Origin of the sequence: Blastopirellula sediminis (assembly GCF_020966755.1) — a bacterium.
GTDB classification, from domain to species: Bacteria; Planctomycetota; Planctomycetia; order Pirellulales; family Pirellulaceae; genus Blastopirellula; species Blastopirellula sediminis.
The window spans coordinates 207098-231204 of the sequence record NZ_JAJKFT010000010.1 but is presented as its reverse complement, the minus strand read 5'-3'; the positions used below and the strand labels follow the sequence as shown (position 1 = coordinate 231204).

The window sequence follows — 24107 nt, the reverse complement described above, 5'->3', positions numbered from 1 at the left end:
GCGATTTGAGTCATGCCTCCAATTACTCTGAAATCGGCCCGCGAGATCGGGCTCATGCGCAAAGCGGGCCTCGTCGTCTGGGAAGCGCATCAAGCCGCCGGTGCTCTCGTCAAGCCAGGCGTCACAACCGCCGAAATCGACGCCGCGATTGAGAATGTCTTCGCCCAGCACGAAGCGTTGTCGCTCTTCAAAGGCTATCCCGGCAAGACGCCGTTTCCCGCGGTGACTTGCGTCTCGGTCAACGAAGAAGTGGTTCACGGCATGCCTGGCCAGCGGCAGTTGGTCGAAGGGGACATCGTCAGCCTCGATACCGGTTGCAAGGTTGGCGGATGGTGCGGCGACGCTGCGGTGACTCATCCGGTCGGAACCGTTTCGCCGCTCGCGGCGAAGCTGCTCGAAGTGACCGAAGGCGCACTGAAGATCGCGATTGAGCAGATGGCGAAGAAGAGCCGCTGGAGCGAAGTCGCTCGCGAGATGCAGGAGTATGTCGAAGCGGCCGACTTCTCGGTAGTGACCGACTTCGTCGGACATGGCATCGGCCGCGAAATGCACGAAGCGCCGCAAGTGCCGAACTACTACTCGAAACGTTTCGCCAAAGATGGCGACTTCCCGCTTCGCACCGGTCTGGTCCTGGCGGTCGAACCGATGGTCAACGCCGGGAAACGGGAAGCGAAGGTGACCAAAGACCACTGGACGGTCGTCACCTGCGACGGTTCTCTGAGCGCCCACTTTGAACACACGTTGGCTCTAACCAGTGACGGCGTCGAGATTCTGACCGGCCCGCCGATGTAGTCGAATGCGACGTAGAGGCGACACCCGACACTAGCCCGCAGCGCAAGCGAGGGAAAGCGTTCGGAACTGCGAAGAAACGTCGCCCCGGTTGAGCGGCATGAATCCGATGGGAACGCTCTAGTTGCGTCCTGGCTCATTCCCTCGGCTCGCGCCTCGGGCTAGTATTGCGCGGCGCAAACCTCATTGAATTGCCAGACGCATTTTGGTCCGCACAGCGGACCCTACGCCGGTTCGCTTGGTTTGCGGCCAATGAAGAAGTAGTACGGCGTGCGGACCAGCGGCAGGTACGGGACCTTCGCCCGACGTTCTTCGAGCTGCACCGTTTCAAACTGACGTTGCAGATATGGCAGGTGATCAGCCGACGGGTGGACGTTGTCGGACGAGAACCAGACCGGCCAGAAGTTGCGGTTGAACCAGCCGTGCTTCAAGCGGCCTTCTTGCGGGTACTTCCGCGAGACGTAGAAGTCGACGACGCCGATCAGTCCGCCCGGCTTCAGGATCCGCAGGGCGTTGTCGATCGCGGCGAACCAGTCGGGGATCATTGTCAGCGAGTAGGAGAAGGTGACGACGTCGGCGGCGCCTTCTTCCGGGGTGAACTTGGTGGCGTCCGCTTCGACCGTCTTGGCGACTCCGTCCCAGCCGCGGGCCTTGATCCGTTCGTCGCAGACCTTCAGCAGCGACGACGCGAGATCGACCACGTAGACACTCTTCATCTTAGGGATGTCTTCGCCGCGGTACTCAAGGTTCGAGCCGGTACCGCCCCCCATGTCGACCCAGACGCCCTCAGGCGGCAGCTGAAGCGACGCATACATCTCTTCGCGTCCTTGCAGCAATCGCTTGCGAAAGTCGTCGTACGCTTCGGCCTGGCCGCCGTAGAAGCTTTCCAGTCGTTCGGCGTGGCTTTCGCCACGGACCGGTTTGACCGCCAGGTGGTAAAGAACTTTGAGATCGGAGGCGATGCCCATGGCGCTCGGTCGAAAAAAGCGATCGTGTACGGGGGGAAACGATGGGGTGGCACTGCTGGCTTGTCCAGCAGTGGGAACTTGGTACCCGCTTCGCACTGCTGGACAAGCCAGCAGTGCCACCCGTGTTCCCCTAGGTGAAACAATAGGTCGGCGGCTTTACGCGGCCAAATCGGCGATGCGGAAGGCGCCGTAGGTGTGAACCCGATCCTTCGGATGAAGTTGCTCGGCGGTCTCGTGGTGGTACTGCAGCATTTCACCCACTTGCCGCTTTTGGCCGTCGACGGTCACCGGGACTTCGTTGACGAACTGGGTATCCATGCCGCCGCTGCGCCACAGGATGCGGGCGCCATGTTCGCGAGTCGTATCAAGGATCGCCTGCCATTCGGAGACGAGATACGGGTAAAGCGAACCGGTCAGCCAGTCCATGTGATCGAGCAGCACCAAGCGGTGAATCGGCGTGCCGTCATGCTTCCGCAGGAAGTGCTCGACCGAATCGGTGTGGGTGCTGACGCGATGGATGACGTCATCCTTCAGCCGCTGGAAGTTTTCGGGCTTCAGGTATTCGGGGCAGCAAGCCGGGGTGTATTCGCCGGTGATGTAGACCCGCCAGAAGTAGTTGTCCTGAATCGGCAGTTCGGCGAAGACGGCCCGCATATTCTCTTGAACGAAGTCGACGATGCCGTTTTCGTAGTGCTGTTCCAGGTACTCACGCTGAGCGCGGGGAACGCCGACCAGCGACCAGGTGGTGTCGCGGCTCATGGCGAACTTCAGCGACTTCGTCCACAGGCGGCCGTGGATCTTTTCGTACAGCTCCTTTTGCTCGTCGATCGACTTGGCGTCGAGCAGTTCGAGCACCAGCGGACGGAGCCGCAACACCCGATCGACGTAGATGTTCATCATCCGCGCGAACGAGCCGGAGGTGCCGCGGAAGTAGAAGCTGCGCTTCTTGCGGGGGCGGAAGTAGCGAATCTTACGATTCCAGTAAGACTGCGACCATTCCGGCAGAGCGTGACGCAGTTTTTGTTCGTAAACCTGCTTGAAGTCAGGCAAGCGGCCGGTGCCGAACATGGTGAAGAAGTCTTCGTACTCCAGTTCGCGAATCGCCGCCTTTTTCAGGTCGAGCAGAGCGTTCTGACGCGGGTTCATGTCGACCGCGTAAACGTGATTGGCGCCTGCCAGAGCGTAATCGAGCGCGTTGCACCCGGCCGACGTGATCACCATCACGTTGTGATGGGGCTCAAGGTCGAGCGCTACGCGATCCAAGCGAGGATCTTCCCAGCAGGTGTTGTAAACGAGGTTATTTTGATGGACCAGGTTGAAAACGCGTCCCCGGACCCAATTCAAGAGCGCCATGTTTTATTCCGTGCGAGATGCCGCCCAATCCGCCGATTGCAACTGCCGCGTGTGCGGCAGCCGTTCCCTAAAGAGGGGAATGGCGCTGTAAAAGGAAGCCTTATTCTAGCGAACTAGAGACGGCCGCAACAAGTCGCGAGACGCCGTAAACCGCCTAGAATTCCCGCCTGTTACGTAAGATTTACTTGGGGTTTTCCGCGATAGTCCGACTGGGCGAAGTTAACGCCCTTCCATTTCGTCGATCAGGCGGGCCGCCTCCTGGGCGAAGATGAAGTTTGCGTAAAAGACATAGCCGATAATCGCACAGCCCAACAGGCAGCAACAGACGCCGACAACTTTCGCCGCAACGCCCGTGATTGAGAGGCCAGGGGCCAGGGGTAGCCCCGTTTTGGTAAAGGCACGGACCCCAATCGAAAGAAAAATGACCCCCAGCAAGACCGCGATCATGCTGCTCTCTTTATTCGGGTTTAGTGAAGGAGGCATACAAGGAATAGTCGATTACCGCGGCGACGACGCAACAGCCGATGCCGAACAGGAGGAAGAAGCCTCCAATCAGCTTTGCTGGAATCCCGGTGATGTTTAATCCGGGAAGCAGCGGCAGCCCAGTGCGAGTGAACGCTTGGCAACCGAAAATAATCAAGGCGATACCAAGCACGAGTGCCATTGCTTGCCTTCTGAATTGATGTGGGTTTTCTGGAGTTTCGCGATAGCATAGCCAACCCCCAAAGGAGATGGAAGCACTTTCTGGGGGCGACTAACCCGCAAAACGATAGCAACTGATTCGTTTTTCCTAACCATGCAGGTTTTCCCCCAAATGGCCGATGACCAGACTATGCCGCTTTCCGCTTTTGCTGACATAGAGTTAGCAATAGGAGAGCGTCCAAGGGGGAGGATTGGGGATGGAAACGATCAAAACGACGACCAAGCGGCGACTGCGCATCCATGGCGCATCTCCTCTCGCGTCATCGCCGCAGCCCAAGCAGGCTCCGGTCGCGACGCATGGACTGCGACGCGTGATCTTCGTCGCCTCCGCGCTCTTGTTTCTGACGCTGGGAATTCTGGGGGCGATCTTGCCGGTGCTCCCCTGCACTCCCTTCCTGCTGTTGGCCAGCTATTTCGCCGCTCGCAGTTCTCCTTGGCTGAACGAGCGGATCTTGCGAAACCGCTTGGTCGGACCAATCTTGCGCGACTGGAACGAACACCGGGGCGTCCGCCGCAACGTGAAGATCAAAGCGATGCTGCTGGTCGGCATCTGCGTTACGGCGACGCTGGCCGTGACGCAACCCGAGCCGCTGGTGATGGCGCTGATCGCGGGAGTCTCGACGATAGGGATCGTCGTGGTGGCGAAGCTGCCGGAAGTGAAAGGGTAGAGAGCGTCTCTTGGGGTGGCACTGCTGGCTTGTCCAGCAGTGTGAACCGAGTACCAAGGTGGCACTGCTGGACAAGCCAGCAGTGGCGCCCGTTACAGAGATTTTGCGTTTGGCTTAGATGATCTTCCGATCTTTCAGCAGCGCGATGATCTGGTCGACCGATTCGCTGACTTCCAGTTCGTGCGTTGGCAGGACCAGGTCAGGGCTGGCCGGGGCTTCGAATTCGTAGCTGACGCCGGGGAAATTGGCGATTTCGCCCGTGTCGGCCTTGGCGTACAAGCCGCTGTCGTCGCGCTGGCGGCAGACTTCGATCGGCGCCGAGAGGTGAACGACCAGGAATTGCTCCTTGCCGACCACTTCGGCCGCTTTCTGGCGAACGTCTTCGTTCGGAGCGGTAAACGCGCAGATGCAGATCAAACCGGCGCCGTTCATCAGCGCGGCGATTTCGCTACCGCGGCGGAGATTCTCGGAGCGTTCTTCGGCGGTGAAGCCGAGGTCTTTGCTAACGCCGCCGCGGAGGTTCTGGCCGTCGAGGACGACGCAGGCGCGACCTTCGTCGAACAAGCGGCGTTCCAAGGCGTAGGCGATTGTCGTCTTGCCGGCGCCGGTCAAACCGGTCAGCAGCAGCGTCGTCGGCTTTTGGCCGAAGCGAGCTTCGCGTTGGCCGGCAGTGACGCTTTGCACCCCTTCGCCGGTCGGCGACAAGGAGGGCTCGTCATCCCAGTGGGCGACTTTCTTCTCTTTGCGGTCGATGATCATGCCGGCGGCGATCGTCCGATTGGTGATCCGGTCGATCACGATAAACGCGCCAGTCGTCCGGTTTTTCGGGTACGGATCGAAGGCGATCGGGCGGTTCAGGCGAACTTCGCAGCGGCCGATTTCGTTCAGTCGCAGCGTCGGCGCGTCTTTGCGATGGAGCGTGTTGACGTCGATCTGGTAACGCAAGGTCGAAATCGAGCCGGGCGTCGTGATCGAGGTTTGCTTGACCAGGTATTCTTTGCCGGGAACCATCGGGTCTTCGTCCATCCAGACGACCATCGCGTCGAAGCGATCGTCGACCAGGGGCTGATTGCCGGGGCGAACCAGCATGTCGCCGCGGCTGACGTCGATTTCGTCTTCCAGCGTGATCGTGACCGACAGCGGCGGGCAAGCCTCTTCAAGGTCGCCGTCCATCGTGACGATTGATTTGACGCGGCTCGTCTTCTTCGACGGCAGGGCCATCACTTCTTCGCCGGGACGAATCGTGCCGGAGGCGATCGTGCCGCAGAAACCGCGGAAGTCGAGGTGCGGGCGGTTAACCAACTGCACCGGGAAGCGGAAGTCGTGCAGGTTGCGGTCCGACCCGATGTAGACGTTTTCCAGCAAGTGCATGAGCGTGCTCCCCTCGTACCAGGGCATGTTCGCGCTCAGGTTGACCAAGTTGTCCCCTTTCAATGCCGAGAGGGGAATGAAGTGGACGTCGTCGGCCGCCATTTTCGCGGCGAATTCGACGTAGTCCGACTTGATCTTGTCGAAGACTTCCTGGCTGTAATCGACCAGGTCCATCTTGTTGATGGCGACGACGATGTGCTTGATGCCAAGCAGCGACGTGATGAAGCTGTGACGTTTGGTCTGCGTCATCACCCCGTGGCGAGCGTCAATCAAAATGATCGCGAGGTCGGCGGTCGAAGCGCCGGTCGCCATGTTGCGGGTGTACTGCTCGTGGCCGGGAGTGTCGGCGATGATGAACTTGCGCTTCGCCGTCGAGAAATAGCGATAGGCGACGTCGATCGTGATCCCTTGTTCGCGTTCTTCCTTCAGCCCGTCCATCAACAGAGCCGGGTCGAGTTCGCCGCTGACCGTGCCGTGAACGACCGAGTCGCGTTCGATGGCCGCCAATTGATCTTCGTAGGTCGCCTTCGCTTCGATCAGCAACTTGCCGATCAGCGTGCTTTTGCCGTCGTCGACGCTACCGCAAGTGATAAAGCGGAGCAGCTCTTTTTTCTCGTGCTGTGCGAGATAAGCGTTGATGTCGGTGGCGATTAGATCGGATTGGTGCGACATGGATATATGCGTTGGGCTAGTCGACAAAACCCGAGATTTCTCGGGAAAATCGGGCAAATTGCAGGGAGAAACGCAGCGGAGCGCGACACGCGCCGAGCCGCGTTAGAAGTAACCTTCGATCTTCTTCTTTTCCATCGAGGCGCCTTGATCTTTGTCGATCGCGCGCCCCTGACGTTCCGACGTCGTGGTCAGCAACATTTCCTGTATGATGTCAGGGAGCGTCGTCGCTTCCGATTCGACTGCGCCGGTCAGCGGATAACAGCCGAGGGTGCGGAAGCGGACCATCTTCTCTTCGATCTTCTCGCCCGGCTGCAGCACAAAGCGATCGTCGTCGACCATGATCCACATGTCATTCCGCCAGACGACCGGTCGTTTTGCCGAGTAATAGAGGGGAACGATCGGAATCTTTTCGAGGTGGATGTATTGCCAGACGTCGAGCTCGGTCCAGTTCGACAGCGGGAAAACGCGGATGCTTTCCCCTTTGTTGACCTTTGTGTTGTAGACGTTCCAGAGCTCGGGACGCTGGTTTTTCGGGTCCCAGCGATGGTTTTTGTCGCGGAACGAGAAGACTCGTTCTTTGGCTCGCGATTTCTCTTCGTCACGGCGAGCGCCGCCGAAGGCCGCGTCGAATTTGTATTTGTTGAGCGCCTGCTTCAGCGAAGCGGTCTTCATCAGGTCGGTATGTTTGACGCTGTCTTCAAACGGATCGATGCCAACCGCGCGACCTTCTTCGTTGATGTGAACGATCAGGTCGAGGCCGAGTTCCTCGCGAGCGTACGATTCGCGGAAGTCGATCATTTCCTTGAACTTCCACGTCGTATCGACGTGCATCAGCGGAAACGGCGGCTTCGCCGGATAGAACGCTTTGAGCGCCAGCTGCACCATCACCGACGAGTCTTTGCCGATCGAATAGAGCATGACCGGGTTTTCGAACTCGGCGGCGACTTCACGAATGATGTGAATGCTTTCCGCTTCCAACTGACGCAAGTGAGTGATGTTGTAGCCCGACATGCCGTAGATTGCTCGCAAGACGCTAAAATCGTCACAAAGGGAACGTTCGTAAATAGTTACGAATTCCGGATTATAGCGCCAGTCCGCCAAACGAACAATGCCGCTCGGTCGCCGTCGGCGGCGAGCTGCGGCCTAAATGCGGTGATCTACCGCAGTTGCGTCGCTTTCTGCGCCTTTAACTTTGCTAGACGCTCCAGTTGGTCGGCCAGTTCGCGGCATTTCTTTTCGATCTCCCGCAGTTCTGCCGCTTCGGCGGGGGTGTTGTCAGTGGTAGAGGCCGACAGCGTGTGGAGATCGGACTTGGCCAGCGTCAGGAATTTCGCCGCTCGCTCGAGCGACGGGGGCGTCAAGCTGGAGAAGAAGGTGCTAGCAGCCGAGTCGGCCGCCAACACATCGGCCGATTCCGATTTCGGAGCCTCCTCCATGGCCGGAACTTTCACGTCGGCGCCAAACGCCTGCGAGGCGATATGGAATTCGGGACCGAGGGCGGCGCGGATTTTCGCGATTTCTTTTAGCTCTTCGGCAGTCGGCCCGCCACCGACCGGCGCCATCGGCTCTTCGGCGGAAACTCCACCCAGCATGACGGCGAACAGGAGAAGCGAGCTAACGAGCGAGGCGACGCGCATGACGAATCCTTCCTTGGACGATCGATTGACGTGGCCAATTTTACGCCGAGTGGGCTGATGCCCAAAGAGCGAATCTGCTAGCGGACGCTGGCCATCGTTGGAGCGGTCGTACTTCCAACCTTGTTCGCCAAAATAAAATCGGGCAATTGGCGGTTCGGTTGATAAAAGACCGACTTGCAGTGGTGCTGCGGTTGGAACCGCGGACCGAGGTCGATCAGCGATTCGGACGATCCGACGAAAAAGTAACCGTTGTCGGTCAACTGGTTCGCCAGGTTGACGTAGGTCCGTTTTCGATCTTCCGCATTGAAGTAGATGATCGCGTTGCGGCAGAAGATGATGTCGAAGCGGCCGAGATGGGCGAAGCTTTGCAGCAAATTGACCTTCTCGAACGAAACGAGCGAGCGGACTTCATCCTTGATGCGATGTCCGCCTTCTTGAGGAATGAAGTACTTGTTGAGGTATTTCGCTTCCAGGCCGCGCGACGTCTCCATCGGCGGATAAAGTCCGCGGCTGGCGCGAGCCAACGCATCGTCCGAAATGTCGGTCGCCAGGATCGAGATGTTCCAGCTCCGATAGTCGGGAAGCGTTTCCATCAGCGTCATCGCGATGCTGTACGGCTCTTGCCCGGTGCTGCAAGCGGCCGACCAAATGCGAATGCGACGATCGTAGGCGTGCTTCGACTTCTCGTCGACCAGTTCCGGAATCGCTTTGAACATCAAAGCTTCAAACGGCGACTTGTCGCGGAAGAAGAGCGTTTCGCGGGTGGTGATCGCGTTGATGACGTCGCGCTTCAAGTCGCCATGCGAGTTGCGAGCGCGGACCGCGAATTCAACGTAGTTGGCGCAACCTTCTCGTTTCACGAGATCGGCCAGACGGCTCTCGATCAAATAATCCTTCGAGCTGTCGAGTGCAATTCCGCACAGGTCGTAGACCAGCCCGCAAACAGCGTCAATATCTTGAGGCGTCATATTCCCCTAACCCCTGCTCCGTTTGACGCAATTGACGATTTCCCGTCCGACGTCGTTAAGTGGACAAATCAAATCAGCCAAGCCGGCCTCGACGATGCTCCGCGGCATTCCGTAGACGACCGAACTCTCTTCATTTTGTGCGATGATGTTCGCCCCCAGGCGTTTCAGCAGTCGGCAACCGACCGTGCCGTCGTCTCCCATGCCGGTCATGATCACGCCGAGCGTAGATCCGCCGTAAACATGCGAAATCGAGCGAAACAGGTAATCGACCGAGGGGCGGCAGTTTCGTTCGTGCGGATCGTCGTTGACTCGCACGCGCGTCTTCACGCCATCCCGTTCGACCTTCATCTGATGTCCGCCGGGAGCGATGTAAATCACGCCGGGCCGCACGTCTTCGCCGTCGCTCGCTTCGACCACTTCCACCTGGCAGCGCCGATTGAGGTCTTCGGCGAGCGACTTGGTAAACAGCGGCGGCATGTGCTGAACGACGAAGATCGGAACCGGAAAGTTTTGGGGAATGTTGGGGAGTTGCGACGTCAGGGCCGGAGGTCCACCGGTCGAAATCCCGATCGCAACCGCTTCGATCGGCGAACGAAATGTCAGATCGTGCGACGAAACGAGCGACGTGGGATGCGGCGGCTTCGGCGCTTCGACCGGTTTCGGCGGCGGCGAAGCGGCGCGATGCGTAGCGCCGACGGCGATTGGTCTAGTCGTACGGACGACCCGACGCAGGTATGCGTCGACTCGTTGCCGGAGCGTTTCCGACAGGATCGACATGCTTTGTTCGGCGCTGGTTCCGGCCGGTTTCAGCACGAAGTCGAACGCCCCCAACTGCAGCGCAGCCATCGTCGCTTGTGCGCCAGCGCCGGTCAAAGCGCTCAACATGATCACGCCGGGCTGGTGGGCGAAGCGTTTCATTTCTCGCAGCACGCCGAGCCCGTCGATCGTTGGCATTTCGACGTCGAGCGTGATCAGGTCGGGCTGCAAGTATTCGATCTTGTCAAGCGCGATGCGGCCGTCAGCGGCGACGCCGACGACTTCGATTTGAGGGATCTGCGCAAGGATGTCGCGGACTAACTTGCGGTATAACGCCGAGTCGTCGACGACCAGTACGCGAATGCGATCTTCCTCGCTCATGGTTTCCTACTTCGCTCTTCCCTGGCCGCAGGGGCGGTTCAAGCCGCCAGCGGCGACTCGAACCTCAGGCGGCGTTTGTTAGGCCATCGCCGCGAATTCGTTGGCGTCGTTCAACATCTCGTCGATGTTGAGCAGCACAACGACGTCCTCATCGCGTTGGTGAACGCCGATGAAGAAACGCCCTTCGACACCCTTCAGGTTGGCCGGAGGAGGGGTCACGTCTTCGTCGGTCAGCGTCAGAATGTCCGACACTTTGTCGACGACGATCCCGACCGCTTCCCCGTGCGAATTGATGATCAGGTTGCGGCTCTCGCGAGTCTGCTCGCCCGGCTCCAAGCGGAGGATGTGCCGCGGTTCGACCACCGTCACCACTTCGCCGCGGAGATTGACGACGCCGCAAACGTACGGCGGAGCCTGCGGTACCGGCGTGCATTCCAATTGGCGGTTGATTTCCTGGACGCAGCCGATCGGAATCGCCATCAACAGATCGCCCAGGTAAAAGGTGACGAACTGCTGCTCGCCCGAAATTACGCTTTTCTTTTCGTTACCAGACATTGGTTAAACTCCTGCGGTAGACAATTCTCGGGCTTTTCCGTCACGCATCGCTTGACGTCGGAGAGTTTCGACGTCGGTCTGCGTCAGTCGAGAAACCGACGACAACAGGCGTTCGCGATCCATCTTGATTTGGTAGTCGTCGATGCCGGCCTCTTCCCCTTCGCGACGATGTTCGTCTGAAGCGAGCGAGGTCAAAGCGACGATCGGCATGTTCTTCCACTTGTCCGAGTTACGAACCTTGCGCGACAGCTCGAAGCCATTCATGCGAGGCATTTCGATATCGGTGACGATCAGGTCGAAGTGGTATTCCCCTTGCTGTAGCGTTTCCCAGGCGACCTGGCCGTCTTCGGCGTCTACCACTTGGAAGCCGGCCTCTTCGAGGAAGCCACGCACCTGGCGACGGAAGAAGTCGGAGTCTTCGGCCAGCAGGACGATCGGGTCATGCGAACGGGTTTCGGCGGCGACCTTGTGGTGCTCGAACCATTCGGGGCGATGCTTTTCGACGATCTTGAAGATGTCGAGCAAGCGAATCGCCTGGCCGTCGTAGACGAACGAGCCGCAGACGCCGGTTTCGCGGAACGTCGTGGCGTCAATGTGCATCGCGACGTTCTGGATGTCTTTCAACTGCGGAGCGATCAAGCCGACTTCATATCCGTTGATGTCGAAGATCACCACGAAGACGCTTTCCAACTCGGACGGAGCCGGGCGAGCGTTGATGTTGTTTTCCAATCGCATGACCGGCAGCGACGAGCCGCGGTATTGCAGCACTTCCAGGCCGCCGACGGTGTCGATCTGGCTGACGCGGATTCGCTCGACGCGAAGCACGACGCTCATCGGGATCGCGAAGTTTTCTTGCGGATGGTTGGTGAACATCAGGAGCGACTGCGACTCTTCGCCGGCGTGCAGATCTTCCTGGATCCGCTTCGCTTCCAGTTCGCTCTGGTCGGTGAGGTCGAGTTTCGCTTCGGCGCCGATGCCGGAGACGTCCAGGATGAGCGCGATGTGCCCGTCGCCGAGGATCGTGGCGCCTGAAAGGCACTTGCAACCTCGCAGGTGACGTCCCAGCGGCTTGACCACGATTTCTTCGGAGTCGTGCAGGCCGTCGACCGCCAGACCGTAACGAGCGCGGCCCGTTTCGACGACGATGATGCTGCTACTGTTCGATTGTTTCGATGCGTCGCCGCGAAGGTGCAGGATCCGCTGCATGCGGACGATCGGCAGGAGCGAGCCGCGAAGGCGGAGCATTTCGGCCCCTTTGACGCGGGTCAGGCGTTGCTCGTCATCGGCGCGGACGCGGACCAGTTCCGAGATGTTCGCTTGCGGGATAGCGAAGCGACTGCCGCTCGTTTCGACGATCAGCGACGGAATGATCGCCAACGTCAGCGGCAGGGTGATCAGAATGTTCGTTCCTTTGCCGATCGTCGATTCGACGTCGACGGTGCCGCCCAGCTTTTCGATGTTGCTGCGAACGACATCCATGCCGACGCCGCGTCCGCTGACGTCGGTCAGCTTTTCGGCGGTCGAGAAGCCGGCGTGGAAGATCAAGCGAACGGCGTCGCGATCGGTCATCTGCTCGGCCTGATCTTGCGTGATGACTCCCTTGGAGACCGCTTTCTCTTTCAAGATCGCGGGGTTGATCCCTTGGCCGTCATCTTCGATTTCGATGCGGACCTTGCCAGCCTGGTGATAGGCGCGAAGGTTGATCTTGCCGGTCGGGCTCTTGCCGTTGGCGACGCGCTTTTGCGGAGTTTCCAGACCATGATCCATCGAGTTGCGGATCAAGTGGGTCATCGGATCGCCGATCGCTTCGATGATCGACTTGTCGACTTCCACTTCCTTGCCGTCAATGTGCAGGTTGCATTCTTTGCCGAGCTTGGCGCCCAGATCGCGAACGACGCGGATAAAGCGATTGAAGACCTGCCCGATCGGTTGCATGCGAGTCTGCATGACCGCGTCCTGCAACTCGCTGGTAACCTGGTCCAAGCCGGAGGCGACCGCTTCGAGGCCCGAGTCCTGCTTGCCCGAAATGGCTTGCATCACCTGGTTGCGGCAAAGGACGAGTTCGCCGGTCAAGTTCATCAGGCGATCGAGCACGCTGACCGGAACGCGAATGTTCGCTTCGATATTGGTCGAACCTTCCGACCGAGTTTCTTCGCTGGCCGCTTTCGGAGCCGGGGCAGCCGGTTGCGGAGTCGGTTCGACCGGAGTCGGCGCTACAGCAACCGGGGCCGGCGTTTCGACTTCGTTCGGCGTCGGCGCTTCGAGGATGGCGGCAGGCGAGGGAACTTCGACCGGGGCAGAAGCAGCCGCTGTCGGAGCTGGCGTCGACGGGGTCGGCGTGACGCCGGCCGCGATCTCGTCAAGCTGTTTCACGAAGTCGGCGATTTTCATTTCGTCCGAGCTTTCGACGTCGTTGATCATCGAGCGGAGTTGATCCGATGCGCGGAGCATGACGTCGATCATTCCCGAGTTGGGCACGAGCTCCAGGTTGCGGAGCTTGTTGAGGACGTTCTCCAGGCTGTGCGACAGGTCGTTGATGTTGCGCAGTCCGAGGAACCCCGCGGCGCCTTTGATCGAGTGGATCGCACGAAAGACGGTGTTGACCAGATCGACGTCGACGCTCTCGCCGCCCGATTCGATCGCCAACAGCTGCGATTCGACGTTCGCGAGATGTTCGTTCGATTCGATCACGAACTCGGCGACTAGTTCATTGTCTTCGTACATAATCTAACAGTGCTCCTGAACCATGTTGGACGGAAAAGTCGCCGTCACTTGGGGATGATGGAGGGCCGCTTCGGGCGAAGGGACCGCCCAGGAAGAGGAGGATTCCATCTCTCGAAGGTATTCCGCCAGATAGCGATTCAAGTTCGCCGGCGTCATCGCGCCGACGGTGAAGATCGCATCTTGCGGGGTGGTCGAAAGGTGTTTTTGCTGTTCCAGCAACTCTTGCACCTGGTCGGTCGTTAGCAGGCCGAGCTCCACGGCCGCTTCGCCAAACTTCAACTGCGTGTCGGCTTGACGCTGCAGCACCTGCATCAGTCCAGCGACGGTGATATGGCGCGACTGCAGGGCGATCTGGCCGATCGGTTTGACGCTGCGAGCGTAGGCGGAGCGTGCAAGTTCCAGCAGTTGCGGCGAGATCGCGCCGCGCAGAATCAGGTAGTTCTCAAAATTGCTCCACTCGAACCCAGAGGGCAATTCGCTGGCGAGGGAGGGTGAGGGTGAATTGCTCGCTCGCAGCTTCGATTTGATTTCCGAGGTCTTCTGCGCGATGCGCAATTGGCGAGCGGCGAAGGCGGCGGCTTGGCGCCATTGTTCGATTCGGTAAAACGACGCTTCAAGCGCATCGATCATCGGTCGCAGATCGTCAGCTGGCTTGAACAGACAGTATTCGGCTCCGTATCCAAGGGCCTCGAACACCAGGTTCATCTTCAGCTTGCCGGTAAACATGATCACGGCGACGCCGATATCGAACTGTTTGATCTGTTGAAGGACCTCAAGTCCGTTCAGCTGCGGCATCTCAATGTCGAGCAGGACAACGCGATATCCGCCATTGATTAGCGCACCACGCCAGCACGTCGGATCGTGCAGCTCGTCGACGATATAGTCGTGCTGCGCAAGACGAGCCTGGATCATACGAGTGACCGTCGGATCATCGTCGATATGTAGGATGCGTCGTTCGTTGGAATTCATGCCGTTCACTGCGGTTTCGCCCCAGATGCATAAGTCCACCGTGATCCCGGACTTTGAGGCTGCAGAAATATAGACCCCGAATTTCAACTTGCAACGCAAGGGAAAATGGGAGAAACCGCGAAAGGGCGCACGGTCGTACCGGTTGGTACGACCGTGGCGGTCACAAGAAAGACCGAGAGAAAACTGAAGTTCGCGGACGGCCGCGAAGTTTATGGAATACAACGCAAGATCAGCATGCGGATTTCGGGACCCTCTGCAGAGGTCATTTCGGGCGCAGCGAGCGTCAATTGACCAGTACCTTGCGGAAGCTCGATAACCCCGAGAGTAAGCGGAGCGAAGTCTTTTACCGGGGATTCGCTCCCTCGCGACGCGCGATCGAGTTCGGGGCCATAGCTGGGCGGGTCATGCTCAGCGACAATCTTGCCGCTTGCATTCTTGTCGCCAATGCTCAGTTCCAACGTCGTACCAACCACGCTCTTGGGGGCGGCATAATAGACGATTGGCTCATATTTGCCGGCCTGACCAACCTCAACGTCCCAAGTCATTTTGTCATCCGCGCTCTTCCAACCGGTGAAATAGGAGCAATTAGGCGCCGGCGCGCTGCGACGAATATTTCCGTGCGGTTTGCCGTCCCGAGCCGGTAATTGCGTGCTATGCGCATAACCGACGGTGAACGGACGGTCTTCCGCTTCCATCTGCTCCCGAATTTCCTCTCGAAACTGATCGGCCGCCTTCTTCATGGCGGCGACCTCTTTCGGATGCTGCGCGGCGACGTCTTTACGCTGACCGGCATCCTTGGCGATGTCATAGAGATGGCCGGCCGCGTCGAGGCGGAAACGCTGCGAACGGACGCTGACGTTTTGCCATTTGTTGATCGGGATCGAAAAGAGGTAGCGATCGTACAACGGCTGTTTGTCCTGGCTCAGCAGAGTCGGCGCAAAGCTGCGACCGTCGAGCGGCTTTTTGGGCTGGAACTTGACGTCGCACAATTCGGCCAAGGTTGGACCCAGGTCAATTGCGCCGCCGATCTGCTCGACCTGCATGCCAGCCGAGATGCGCTGCGGCCAGCGAATGAACAAAGGCGAGCGGACGCCCCCTTCGTCGGTCGAGCCTTTACGCCCCTTCATATCGCCGTTCCAACGCCAGCTGTTCGGGCCGTTGTCGCTGAAGTAGACGACGATCGTATCGTCGGTCAGCTGCAATTCGTCAAGCTTCTTCAACACGCGGCCGACGTTCCAGTCGATGTTTTCGACCATCGCCAGCGCCGAACGGGTCATATCAAGATCTTCCTTCTCCGGATCGCGATTCCGCATCTTTGGATCGGCGTCTTTGAACTTGTCGTAAAACTTGTCTGGAACCTGCATCGGCGAATGGGGAGTGTTGTAAGGGAGGTAGCACAGGAACGGTTCGTCCTTGTGCTGCTCGATAAACGCCATCGCGCGGTCGGTCAGATCATCAATGATGAAACCTTCGCCGCGGATTAGTTGGTTGTTGTGCTCCAGCAGCGGATCAAAGTAGTTCCCCCAATGCCCCGAGCAGAATCCGACGAACTCGTCGAACCCACGCGCGTTGGGATGGTAAGGAAACTGCATGCCGTTATGCCATTTGCCGAACGCCGCGGTTGCGTAACCGGCGTCGCGGAAGGCTTCGGCGAAGGTTTGCTCGTCAACGTTCAAACGTTCTTGCCCGGTCGAAACGCCGCGGACGCCGCCGCGAGCATGAAATCGCCCGGTCAGGAACTCGGCGCGGGTCGGAGCGCACAAGCTGCAAACATAGAAATAGTCGAACGACGCTCCCTGTTTGGCGATCTCGTCGATGTTGGGAGTTGCGAGATTCGCATTGCCGTTGTAGCTGAGGTCTCCCCAACCTTGATCATCGGCCAGGAAAATGACCACATTCGGTCGACGCTCAGCGCGACTGATTCCGACAAGGGTGAGCAGAACGAAGAGCGTCGTGAAGATTTGGCGTGCGTTCATGGGGCGTCGATCGCAGATTTCGGGGTAGGATCGTTCCAGTCTAACTGGAAACTGGCCAGAATGCACGTTTCCCCTGCCCTACTTCGTGTAGGCGTTTAGCGTTTCCCGATCTTTGAATGAATTGACGACTTCCCGATCGGCGACGTACTTGTGGGCCGTCATCCAGGCGAATTCCTTTTTCTCAACGTTGGCCGGATCGGGTTCCGGCAGCGGCACGCCATCCGCCTCGACATAGGCGGTTCGGACGACCGGAACGGGGCGACTCGCTTTCGGCGCCAATTCATAGTCGGTCCCTTGGGTTTGCAGGAGCCAAGCGTTTTCACGGAAGCCGCTTGTCAGCCGATTCTTTGCGGCGGCGAGCAATTGATTCTTCTCCTCTGCGCCGATCATTTCGTCCTGCTGAATCGACGCCATTAACTTTTGCGTTTCCGACACGTCGAAACTGACCCAGCCATAGGGAGGCAAGAATGCTTCGAGCTTGCAGTGGGACGGGGAGTTCTTCGGAAAGAGGGAGAGTCCGTAGGTCACGCGCGTCGGATAACCAAGCGCTCTTCCCATCGAAGCGCAAAAACCGTGGTAGTCGCTGCAATGACCATGTCGATTCGTTAGGGCGTGTAGCGAACTGGCTTGTAGCGAAGCGTCGACATGATCGTAGCGGAAGTCGCGGATCACGTAGTCCATGATCGATTCCATGTTGTCGAGCGGATTGCCGAGCGTCGGAACGACTTCTTCTGCGAGTTTGCTGAAACGCTCGTCGACGACCACCGCTTGCGATTCGCCGCCGCGATATTTGTCGAAGGCCGTCGGCCATGAATCGACGGTGCGCACTTGTAGCGGATCAATCTTCCAATCGAGCTGCCAGACCTTGGCTTGAAAACGGTGACGAATGATCTGCGCTCCTTGCGGATCATCGAATTCAAAGTAGGCGAACTTGTTGCCGTATTTCGGTTCGACGTGAATCGTCGGCGTTACGTCCAGCGGAAAAGTCGACCACTCGCTGGAACCAATCTCTTGGCCAGCGCTTGTCTGCGGAACCGGAACCCAGACTTGCAACTTATGCGTGTGGTAAGGAGGGGTCACGACGATGGAAAAATCGACGTCATGTTGAACCGGTTCGCTGCGCTTGGCGCGATAGTCTTGCGCCGGATGGAGCGACTCCGTTTCGGCGCCGCAGGCGACGGATGCAAATGCGAGATAGAGAACGCAGGAAACGGAAAAACGCCGCATGGGAGAAGGCTCGGGCGATCGTGGAATGAAACAACGTTCAAACGAACATTGTAATGACTGCGGCGACACGCTTCAAACTGGGCGAATTACGAACCTGGTACGAATTCCGGAAGAAATAGGCCGGACGAAAAAAATTTTCAAAACTGGCCTTGCGGCGTAGGGCGAATTGCCGGTATTTACCTGCCGCGAACTTTTGGGCGCCAGAAATGGGCTGGGAAGTTTGCTAGCGACTACGAAAAAGCTGCCCTGCAGTTTTGCAATGATTGCGCGCAAGGTGAGCTTGACGTGGTTTTGGAAAATCCGTATTTAACCCACCGCAACCAACACCCGTACGGAGTTTTTCCGTCGGACGTCGAGTCGCGTTGCGGGTCGACGACGGTGGGAATTGGACCGGCTTGCCCGATGTTGCGGGACGGAAGGCGAGTTGTAGTTGGGGGGCGTGAGATAAACCTATGAGAAATGGAATTCCTCAGATGATTTGGCGGGCGGCTGTACGCCCCAATCATTTCAATCAGACAAGGAGAGTCGCGTTGAATTCCGCCGTGAAATCGTTGACGTACTGCCTGGTTGCGACCGCATTGATGTGGTCCGCCGCCCAGGCGCAAGACTTCGGCAATCTAGCCGACTTGCAAAAACAGCAAGATATGCTTCGCGATGCTCGTCAGGCGATGCGGCGCGGCGATCTGGACCAAGCGGAGTCGCTGATCAACAGCGCCTCGCAGCTCCAGGCGCCGAACGATCCTCTGTATGACAAGTTTCGCGACACGCCCGAAAAGGCGAAGGCGACGCTCGAGCAGATGCGGTTCGCCAAAATGCCAGGGCAGAACGAACTGACCGCCGCCATGCGAGGCAATCCGCAATTGGAAGCGGAGACCTTGATCGGGCAGGCTCGCACCGCTCTGGCGAACGGGCAATCGCTCGCCGCGGTCGAACTGTACCACAAGGCCGCCAAGCTGAACGTTCAGCTGCCGCCGGGCGCCTATGACGTCGATCGTCTTCGCGAAGACCTGATCACGGCCGGCATTCAGCCGAGCATGTTGATGGCCCAAGCCGCTCCGATGCGGACGCCGCCGGTCGCCGAACCGTCTTCGATGGACAACCCCTACGCCGATCAATACGGCCCCAACAGCTTCCAAGCGTCGAGCGGCGACTCGGCCAAGCGGTTGATGTTGGACGCTCGTCGCGAACTGGCTCGCAGCAACATGGCCGTCGCTCATCGACTGGTCGATCAAGCTCGCAACCTGGGAGTCGTCTTTCCGGCTGGCCAGGATTCGCCCGAGAAAATTGAAGATCTGATTCGCCGCACCGAAGCGGTTTATCGTAATCCGCCGGGACCGGAAGCGGGCAAAATGTTCGCCGCCGTCATGCTGGAACAAGCGGCCGGTTTGATCGCCTACGATCAACTGGGAGACGCCGAACGACTGATTCGCCAGGCCGAACAACTCGGCGGCGACTACAGCCAAGCCCGTTTCACGCCGGATCAGCTGAAGGGCGAAATCGCTCGTCGTTCGCAAAACGTCGGCGCCGGACCGGTTGGTAACCTGCCGCCGGCGAATGTGCCTGCGGGAGCTTCGGCTCACGATCAACAACAAGCCGTTTTGGCTCAGGCCAAGGCTGCGATGGACGGCGGAAACATGGCCGCCGCCGAAATGTACTTTGAACAAGCCAAAACGATTCGCGTCAATCCTCGCGAATACGTCGCCGGCGACCTGCGTCCGGAAATCATGATGATGGAACTCGACCGCGCTCGCGGCGGAGTCCGTCAGGCTTCGGGCGAAGAGACCGCCGGATTCGCCGGTTCGCAAAGCATCTATCAGCCGGAATTCGACCAGTCGCGTAACGTTCCGGCCGGCGCCAACATGCCGATGGGCGGCGACATGAACGCCCAGTGGAACGCCGGCGGCGACAGCCCGGGCTTCCGTTTGCTGGGAGACGGCGAACTCGCGCTGAAGATGGGAGACAAGGTTCGCGCCCGCCAACTGTTTGAGGCGGCCTGGAACCACAAAGACGCGCTGGATCCGCAAAGCCGTCAACGTTTGCAAGACTACCTGCGTTACAGCACGCAGCCGTTGGGTAGCGAAATCAAGCAAACCAGCACCGCTCCGTCGGCGCTGGACGCCGTCGACGCCGAACAAGCGGTCCTGCAGCGTCAGCTGTTCGCCGAGGTGACTCGCGAGCAGTCGGCCGCCGACCGGATGCGTGAATCGGATCCGAAGGGCGCCCTGGAATTGCTGGAAAAGCTTCGCACTCGCGTCGCCGAATCGGCGGTCGATTCTAAGGTGAAGGATCAGTTGCTCGCTCGCGTTGATCGCAGCACGGACGGGCTGAAGAACTTCATCGAGATCAATCGCGCTCAAATCGAACTGGACGAGCAGAATCGCATGGTCGACGAGTCGATCCGCGCGAGCCGTCAGCAGCACGTCGAAGTGGAAGCTCGCCTGGTCAAGATTACCGACCAGTTCAATGAACTGATGGATCAGCTCCGGTGGGAAGAAGCGGAAGTTCTGGCTCGCCAGGCCCGCGAAATCGCTCCGAACGAGCCGATCGTGCAGAACATGCTGTGGAAAGCGACGACCGCTCGCCGCATGCACAGCAACATGTTGCTGCAAGAGGCGAAGGAAAAGGGTTTCTGGACGGCGATGGACAACGTCGAACATTCGGCGATTCCGTACGACGACAACAACCCGATTACCTTCTCGGATCCGAAGCAATGGAGCGAACTGACCGAGTCGCGTAAGAAGTACGACGCTCGCACCATGCAGATGAGCGAAGATGAGCAGCGGATTCGCAAGGCTCTGAAATCGCCGGTCGATCTGAAGTTCAACAAGCAGCCGCTGCAAACGGTCGTCGACACGCTGGCCAGCGTCGTCGGGATCAACATCATCATCGATGAAGCGGGCTTGCGTAGCGAAGGGGTGACCCCGAGCCACGAGATCACGATCAACATGAACACGCCGGTTCGCCTGGAAAGTGCTCTGCTGCACATCCTGCAGCCGCTGCGTCTGGCCTATGTGATCGAAGGGGAAGCCCTGAAGATCACCGGCGAGTCGTTCCGCAGCCGCAAGATGATCCAACAGACCTATCAGGTTGCGGACCTCGTGATTCCGATTCCGAACTTCATGCCCAGCTACAACCTTGGTTTGGCTGGCGCCTTGAAATCGGCCTACGAAACGATCGGTTACGGCGGCATCCAATCGCTGCCGGCGCCGAACGGCCTGTCGACCTTCGCCGGCGGCGGTCCGAGCCCGAATGGCCAGGTCCTCGGCCAAAACCTGCCGCCGGGTCTGATCCCGGGCGTTGGTATGGGTGGCAGCGGCCAGGTGCAGTCCGGCGTTCCGCAAGGTGGGAACTTCGGTTTCCCGGCCATGGGCGGTCCGGGCGGCATGGGCGGCGGCGTCCAGCCTGACTTCGACTCGCTCATCCAGTTGATCACCACGACCATTGAACCGGAATCGTGGGAAGAATTGGGTGGTCCGGGCGCCGTGCAGCCGTTCGCGACCAACTTGAGCCTGGTCGTTAGCCAGACTCAGGAAGTTCACGACAAGATCGCGGACCTGCTCGAACAGCTGCGTCGTCTGCAAGACTTGCAGGTGACGATCGAAGTTCGCTTCATCACCCTCAACGACAACTTCTTTGAACGTATCGGTATCGACTTCGATCTCGACATCAAAGACAACACGGCGGGTATCGGCGTGAACCGCGGTAGCGACGGTAGCCCGTCGATCACCATCGGTCTCGACCAGGAAGGTAACCCGACGTCGGACCTCGACTTGTCATTCTCGCAGAACAGCTTCGGCAATACGGTGCCCGCCATCGGCGGTCTCGGGGCCGCGGCCGGTTCGATCGGCGGTAGCTTCGGCTTCGCCATGCTCAGCGACATTGAAGCGTTCTTCGTCATGCAGGCCGCCCAAAGCGACTTGCGGTCGAACGTGATGCAAGCTCCGAAGGTGACGTTGTTCAACGGTCAGACGGCGTTCGTAACTGACTCGACGCAGCGTCCGTTCGTCACCAGCGTTACGCCGGTGGTCGGCGACTTCGCCGCGGCCCAGCAGCCGGTGATCGTGGTTCTGAATGAAGGAACCTCGCTCACGGTTCAAGCGGTCGTCTCCGCGGATCGTCGCTTCGTCCGCTTGACGCTGATTCCGATGTTCAGCCAGATCGGCGACGTCGAAGAGTTCACCTTCGAGGGAACCTCGTCCTCGCGTACCGACTCGAGCGTCCAAGACCCGGACGCGGCTGACGGCGGTACGACCGACGACTCGGAAGAAGAGACTTCGACTGGTACGACGGTTCAGCAGCCGGAATTCTCGATCATCACCGTGACCACGACGGTCAGCGTGCCGGACGGCGGTACGGTGTTGCTCGGCGGCATCAAGCGTCTCAGCGAAGAACGCCGCGAAGCGGGCGTGCCGGTTGTGAGCAAACTGCCTTACATCAACCGTTTGTTCCGCAACGTCGGTATCGGTCGCTCGACGCAAAGCCTCATGATGATGGTGACTCCGCGTATCATCATTCAAGAGGAAGAAGAAGAAAAACTCGGCCTGGGAGACATCGGCTCCTAGTCGACAGCAGATATTAAGCAGCGTGACCTCCGGCCGCCGTTAGTCGCACTCTTGTAGTGCGGCTACGGCGGCGTCTTTTTGCGCCCTCCGAATTTGGTGTAAACTAGCGTTAGGCAGTTTACCTCTACTAAGGGCGGAAGCATGGCGAAATTCGTACTTGTTCTGGCGGCGATCTGCGGTTTAACCGGCGTGGCGGCCGGAGCTCTCGGCGATCACGCACTTCAGTCGTATCTCGAATCGAATCAGATCACCGAGGTCGACAAGCCGCGGGAACGTTTGGAAATCGGCGTCCGTTACCAGATGTATCACGCAGCCGCGCTGCTCGGCGTCGGGGTGCTGCTGTTGGCCAGCGATCGGGGACGCGTGTTCGCGCTGATTGCGGCGCTCGGCTTTCTGGTCGGCGTTCTCGCCTTTTCGGGTACCCTGTACTACATCGCGTTCACGCAAAACGAAGCGGTCGTGATGCTCGTTCCCTTTGGCGGAATGGCCTATTTAGCAGGCTGGGCCGCGCTGATCATCGCCGGGCTGCAAGCTCGGCCTCATGGCCTGGAAGAAGAGTAGGTAACGCCATGCTCAACGGGAAAACGATCTTCTGGATCATCATCGGCGTCTTCGCCGGGTTCCTGGTTGGCTCACTGGTCAACCTGCTGATTGTCCTCGCGTCGCTGTTGTTTTATGTTCCGCCGGAAGGAATGGACTGGAACGACGAAGCGGCGGTCGCGCAGTTTATCGGCGGGCTCCCGGCTGGCGCTTTCTTGTTGGCCCTCGCGGCGCATGCGGGGCATAGCTTTGTCGGCGGTTGGGTAGCCGCGTCGATCGCGCGGCCGTTTCGATATACGTCGGCGTTCATCGTTGGTTTAACGACAATGGCCGGCGGGATCATGAATCTGAGCGAGATCCCGCATCCTGATTGGTTCGGGTATGTCGATTTACTTCTCTATTTACCGCTGGCATTACTCGGCGCCCGCCTAGTAAAGCCGCCGCTGATGTCGGAAGAAATTCCGCCTCCGCAAGATGACGCCGATTAGAACTGCTGGCGGACCCACTCTTCCAGGTCAACTTTGAACGTCCCCTTGGCGATTTCCTTGTCGAGGGCCTTGTTCGCTTTCTCGACCAGTTTCGGTTCGTAGCTATCGATCTTTTCGGCCACTTCGTCTTTCAACTCATGGCCAAGCTTCTCGATCAGTTGGCCATTGGCCAGGCCGACGCGCTGGAGCTCAAAGTGGAGGAGCGTCAGGTCGGCGGCGACTACTTGGGGCTGCAATTCGCCGGCGACTATAAAGCCGAGCGTGTTCCATTTGACCTTGGTCTCGGCGTCGAGCGTCATCCGGATCGTCGCATCGGCGACGGCCGAGACTCCCATCAGGCGAACGCCCCGGTTCCACTCTTGCAGTTCCGCTTCGGCGGTCGCTTTGACGATGACGTTGAGCCGAGTGGTGATTTTGTCCCCTTTGACTTCGATCGATTCAACCGACACCTGGATGTCGTCTTTCGGATTGAGGATCTGGACGTGATACCGTTTCCAAGTGCCATGGTTGACCGGTTTCTTGCGGCGTTCGACCTTGAAGTCCTTGAAGCTGCCGCGGAACTTTACCCCTTGGGTGAATTCCTTCTGCCCGCCCCATTTCCGCTCGTCGTTGTAGGTGGTGGGGATGTTTTCGAGGGTAACCCACTTGGCGACGCCAGAGAGAAACGCGTTCGGCTCGGCGCAGACGGGACTCGCCGCTAGCAATAGCGTCAAGATGGCGGCCACGCTGCGAAGCGTCGACATAAAAAAACGTCCCGAATCGGCGGAGTTACTCTACTCACTACCGTATGTCGGGACGTTT

Annotated in this window: 20 protein-coding genes; 5 read left to right on the top strand and 15 right to left on the bottom strand. The window is 59.0% G+C overall.

Features of this window, described 5'->3' with window-relative positions:
* The first annotated feature begins 12 nt into the window (after positions 1-12).
* Positions 13-792 (top strand): type I methionyl aminopeptidase, encoded by a 780-nt coding sequence (gene map, locus LOC68_RS12380; protein WP_230218979.1) that lies wholly within the window; start codon positions 13-15, stop codon positions 790-792.
* Between the two features lie 221 nt (positions 793-1013).
* On the opposite strand, the gene LOC68_RS12375 is transcribed toward map, so the two are convergent.
* The 4 genes from LOC68_RS12375 to LOC68_RS12360 form a co-directional block, all read right to left on the bottom strand.
* Positions 1014-1757: a class I SAM-dependent methyltransferase gene (locus LOC68_RS12375; protein WP_230218977.1), complete on the bottom strand. Its 744-nt coding sequence runs from the start codon at positions 1755-1757 to the stop codon at positions 1014-1016.
* Positions 1758-1913: 156 nt separating this feature from the next.
* A complete protein-coding gene (locus tag LOC68_RS12370; RefSeq protein WP_230218969.1) occupies positions 1914-3110 on the bottom strand; it encodes a DUF3419 family protein in 1197 nt (398 codons plus the stop codon).
* A gap of 219 nt (positions 3111-3329) precedes the next feature.
* A complete protein-coding gene (locus tag LOC68_RS12365) occupies positions 3330-3557 on the bottom strand; it encodes a hypothetical protein (RefSeq protein WP_230218967.1) in 228 nt (75 codons plus the stop codon).
* Positions 3558-3567: 10 nt separating this feature from the next.
* Positions 3568-3774 (bottom strand): hypothetical protein, encoded by a 207-nt coding sequence (locus LOC68_RS12360; RefSeq protein ID WP_230218965.1) that lies wholly within the window; start codon positions 3772-3774, stop codon positions 3568-3570.
* Positions 3775-4009: 235 nt separating this feature from the next.
* Here LOC68_RS12360 and LOC68_RS12355 point away from each other — a divergent pair, with 235 nt between their 5' ends.
* A complete protein-coding gene (locus tag LOC68_RS12355; protein WP_230218963.1) occupies positions 4010-4480 on the top strand; it encodes a YbaN family protein in 471 nt (156 codons plus the stop codon).
* A 114-nt stretch (positions 4481-4594) separates the two neighbouring features.
* Here LOC68_RS12355 and cysN read toward each other — a convergent pair whose 3' ends face one another.
* The 10 genes from cysN to LOC68_RS12305 form a co-directional block, all read right to left on the bottom strand.
* A complete protein-coding gene (gene cysN, locus LOC68_RS12350) occupies positions 4595-6523 on the bottom strand; it encodes a sulfate adenylyltransferase subunit CysN (RefSeq protein WP_230218961.1) in 1929 nt (642 codons plus the stop codon).
* Between the two features lie 102 nt (positions 6524-6625).
* A complete protein-coding gene (gene cysD, locus LOC68_RS12345) occupies positions 6626-7534 on the bottom strand; it encodes a sulfate adenylyltransferase subunit CysD (protein ID WP_230225136.1) in 909 nt (302 codons plus the stop codon).
* A 146-nt stretch (positions 7535-7680) separates the two neighbouring features.
* On the bottom strand, positions 7681-8160 hold the full coding sequence (locus tag LOC68_RS12340; RefSeq protein ID WP_230218959.1) for a hypothetical protein: 480 nt from the start codon (positions 8158-8160) through the stop codon (positions 7681-7683).
* A gap of 77 nt (positions 8161-8237) precedes the next feature.
* Complete coding sequence (locus tag LOC68_RS12335; RefSeq protein ID WP_230218958.1) at positions 8238-9128, bottom strand: CheR family methyltransferase; 891 nt, start codon at positions 9126-9128, stop codon at positions 8238-8240.
* Positions 9129-9134: 6 nt separating this feature from the next.
* On the bottom strand, positions 9135-10265 hold the full coding sequence (locus tag LOC68_RS12330; RefSeq protein WP_230218952.1) for a protein-glutamate methylesterase/protein-glutamine glutaminase: 1131 nt from the start codon (positions 10263-10265) through the stop codon (positions 9135-9137).
* A gap of 78 nt (positions 10266-10343) precedes the next feature.
* Positions 10344-10820: a chemotaxis protein CheW gene (locus LOC68_RS12325; protein ID WP_230218950.1), complete on the bottom strand. Its 477-nt coding sequence runs from the start codon at positions 10818-10820 to the stop codon at positions 10344-10346.
* A gap of 3 nt (positions 10821-10823) precedes the next feature.
* On the bottom strand, positions 10824-13544 hold the full coding sequence (locus LOC68_RS12320) for a hybrid sensor histidine kinase/response regulator (RefSeq protein ID WP_230218948.1): 2721 nt from the start codon (positions 13542-13544) through the stop codon (positions 10824-10826).
* Between the two features lie 3 nt (positions 13545-13547).
* Positions 13548-14513: a response regulator gene (locus LOC68_RS12315; RefSeq protein ID WP_230218947.1), complete on the bottom strand. Its 966-nt coding sequence runs from the start codon at positions 14511-14513 to the stop codon at positions 13548-13550.
* Between the two features lie 209 nt (positions 14514-14722).
* Positions 14723-16489: a sulfatase-like hydrolase/transferase gene (locus LOC68_RS12310; protein ID WP_230218945.1), complete on the bottom strand. Its 1767-nt coding sequence runs from the start codon at positions 16487-16489 to the stop codon at positions 14723-14725.
* 78 nt (positions 16490-16567) lie between these two features.
* Positions 16568-17716 (bottom strand): transglutaminase-like domain-containing protein, encoded by a 1149-nt coding sequence (locus LOC68_RS12305; protein WP_230218943.1) that lies wholly within the window; start codon positions 17714-17716, stop codon positions 16568-16570.
* A gap of 542 nt (positions 17717-18258) precedes the next feature.
* Here LOC68_RS12305 and LOC68_RS12300 point away from each other — a divergent pair.
* From LOC68_RS12300 to LOC68_RS12290, 3 genes are all read left to right on the top strand, one after another.
* Positions 18259-22278, top strand: coding sequence for a general secretion pathway protein GspD (locus tag LOC68_RS12300; protein WP_230218941.1), 4020 nt, complete (start codon positions 18259-18261; stop codon positions 22276-22278).
* A gap of 141 nt (positions 22279-22419) precedes the next feature.
* Positions 22420-22839 (top strand): DUF423 domain-containing protein, encoded by a 420-nt coding sequence (locus tag LOC68_RS12295; protein WP_230218939.1) that lies wholly within the window; start codon positions 22420-22422, stop codon positions 22837-22839.
* Between the two features lie 8 nt (positions 22840-22847).
* Positions 22848-23306, top strand: coding sequence for a hypothetical protein (locus tag LOC68_RS12290; RefSeq protein ID WP_230218937.1), 459 nt, complete (start codon positions 22848-22850; stop codon positions 23304-23306).
* Here LOC68_RS12290 and LOC68_RS12285 read toward each other — a convergent pair.
* Entirely contained in the window at positions 23303-24049 is a 747-nt protein-coding gene (locus tag LOC68_RS12285) for a hypothetical protein (protein ID WP_230218935.1), read from the bottom strand. The genes LOC68_RS12290 and LOC68_RS12285 overlap by 4 nt on opposite strands.
* Positions 24050-24107 lie beyond the last annotated feature (58 nt).

What these genes read in the sequence shown, in the direction of transcription:
- LOC68_RS12325 (WP_230218950.1), bottom strand. Translation starts at nt 10,820, where the DNA reads ATGTCTGGTAACGAAAAGAAAAGCGTAATTTCGGGCGAGCAGCAGTTC.
- LOC68_RS12375 (WP_230218977.1), bottom strand. Translation starts at nt 1,757, where the DNA reads ATGGGCATCGCCTCCGATCTCAAAGTTCTTTACCACCTGGCGGTCAAA.
- LOC68_RS12315 (WP_230218947.1), bottom strand. Translation starts at nt 14,513, where the DNA reads ATGAATTCCAACGAACGACGCATCCTACATATCGACGATGATCCGACG.
- LOC68_RS12290 (WP_230218937.1), top strand. Translation starts at nt 22,848, where the DNA reads ATGCTCAACGGGAAAACGATCTTCTGGATCATCATCGGCGTCTTCGCC.
- LOC68_RS12370 (WP_230218969.1), bottom strand. Translation starts at nt 3,110, where the DNA reads ATGGCGCTCTTGAATTGGGTCCGGGGACGCGTTTTCAACCTGGTCCAT.
- LOC68_RS12335 (WP_230218958.1), bottom strand. Translation starts at nt 9,128, where the DNA reads ATGACGCCTCAAGATATTGACGCTGTTTGCGGGCTGGTCTACGACCTG.
- LOC68_RS12310 (WP_230218945.1), bottom strand. Translation starts at nt 16,489, where the DNA reads ATGAACGCACGCCAAATCTTCACGACGCTCTTCGTTCTGCTCACCCTT.
- LOC68_RS12365 (WP_230218967.1), bottom strand. Translation starts at nt 3,557, where the DNA reads ATGATCGCGGTCTTGCTGGGGGTCATTTTTCTTTCGATTGGGGTCCGT.
- LOC68_RS12285 (WP_230218935.1), bottom strand. Translation starts at nt 24,049, where the DNA reads ATGTCGACGCTTCGCAGCGTGGCCGCCATCTTGACGCTATTGCTAGCG.
- LOC68_RS12295 (WP_230218939.1), top strand. Translation starts at nt 22,420, where the DNA reads ATGGCGAAATTCGTACTTGTTCTGGCGGCGATCTGCGGTTTAACCGGC.
- map (WP_230218979.1), top strand. Translation starts at nt 13, where the DNA reads ATGCCTCCAATTACTCTGAAATCGGCCCGCGAGATCGGGCTCATGCGC.
- LOC68_RS12360 (WP_230218965.1), bottom strand. Translation starts at nt 3,774, where the DNA reads ATGGCACTCGTGCTTGGTATCGCCTTGATTATTTTCGGTTGCCAAGCG.
- cysD (WP_230225136.1), bottom strand. Translation starts at nt 7,534, where the DNA reads ATGTCGGGCTACAACATCACTCACTTGCGTCAGTTGGAAGCGGAAAGC.
- LOC68_RS12320 (WP_230218948.1), bottom strand. Translation starts at nt 13,544, where the DNA reads ATGTACGAAGACAATGAACTAGTCGCCGAGTTCGTGATCGAATCGAAC.
- LOC68_RS12305 (WP_230218943.1), bottom strand. Translation starts at nt 17,716, where the DNA reads ATGCGGCGTTTTTCCGTTTCCTGCGTTCTCTATCTCGCATTTGCATCC.
- cysN (WP_230218961.1), bottom strand. Translation starts at nt 6,523, where the DNA reads ATGTCGCACCAATCCGATCTAATCGCCACCGACATCAACGCTTATCTC.
- LOC68_RS12330 (WP_230218952.1), bottom strand. Translation starts at nt 10,265, where the DNA reads ATGAGCGAGGAAGATCGCATTCGCGTACTGGTCGTCGACGACTCGGCG.
- LOC68_RS12355 (WP_230218963.1), top strand. Translation starts at nt 4,010, where the DNA reads ATGGAAACGATCAAAACGACGACCAAGCGGCGACTGCGCATCCATGGC.
- LOC68_RS12340 (WP_230218959.1), bottom strand. Translation starts at nt 8,160, where the DNA reads ATGCGCGTCGCCTCGCTCGTTAGCTCGCTTCTCCTGTTCGCCGTCATG.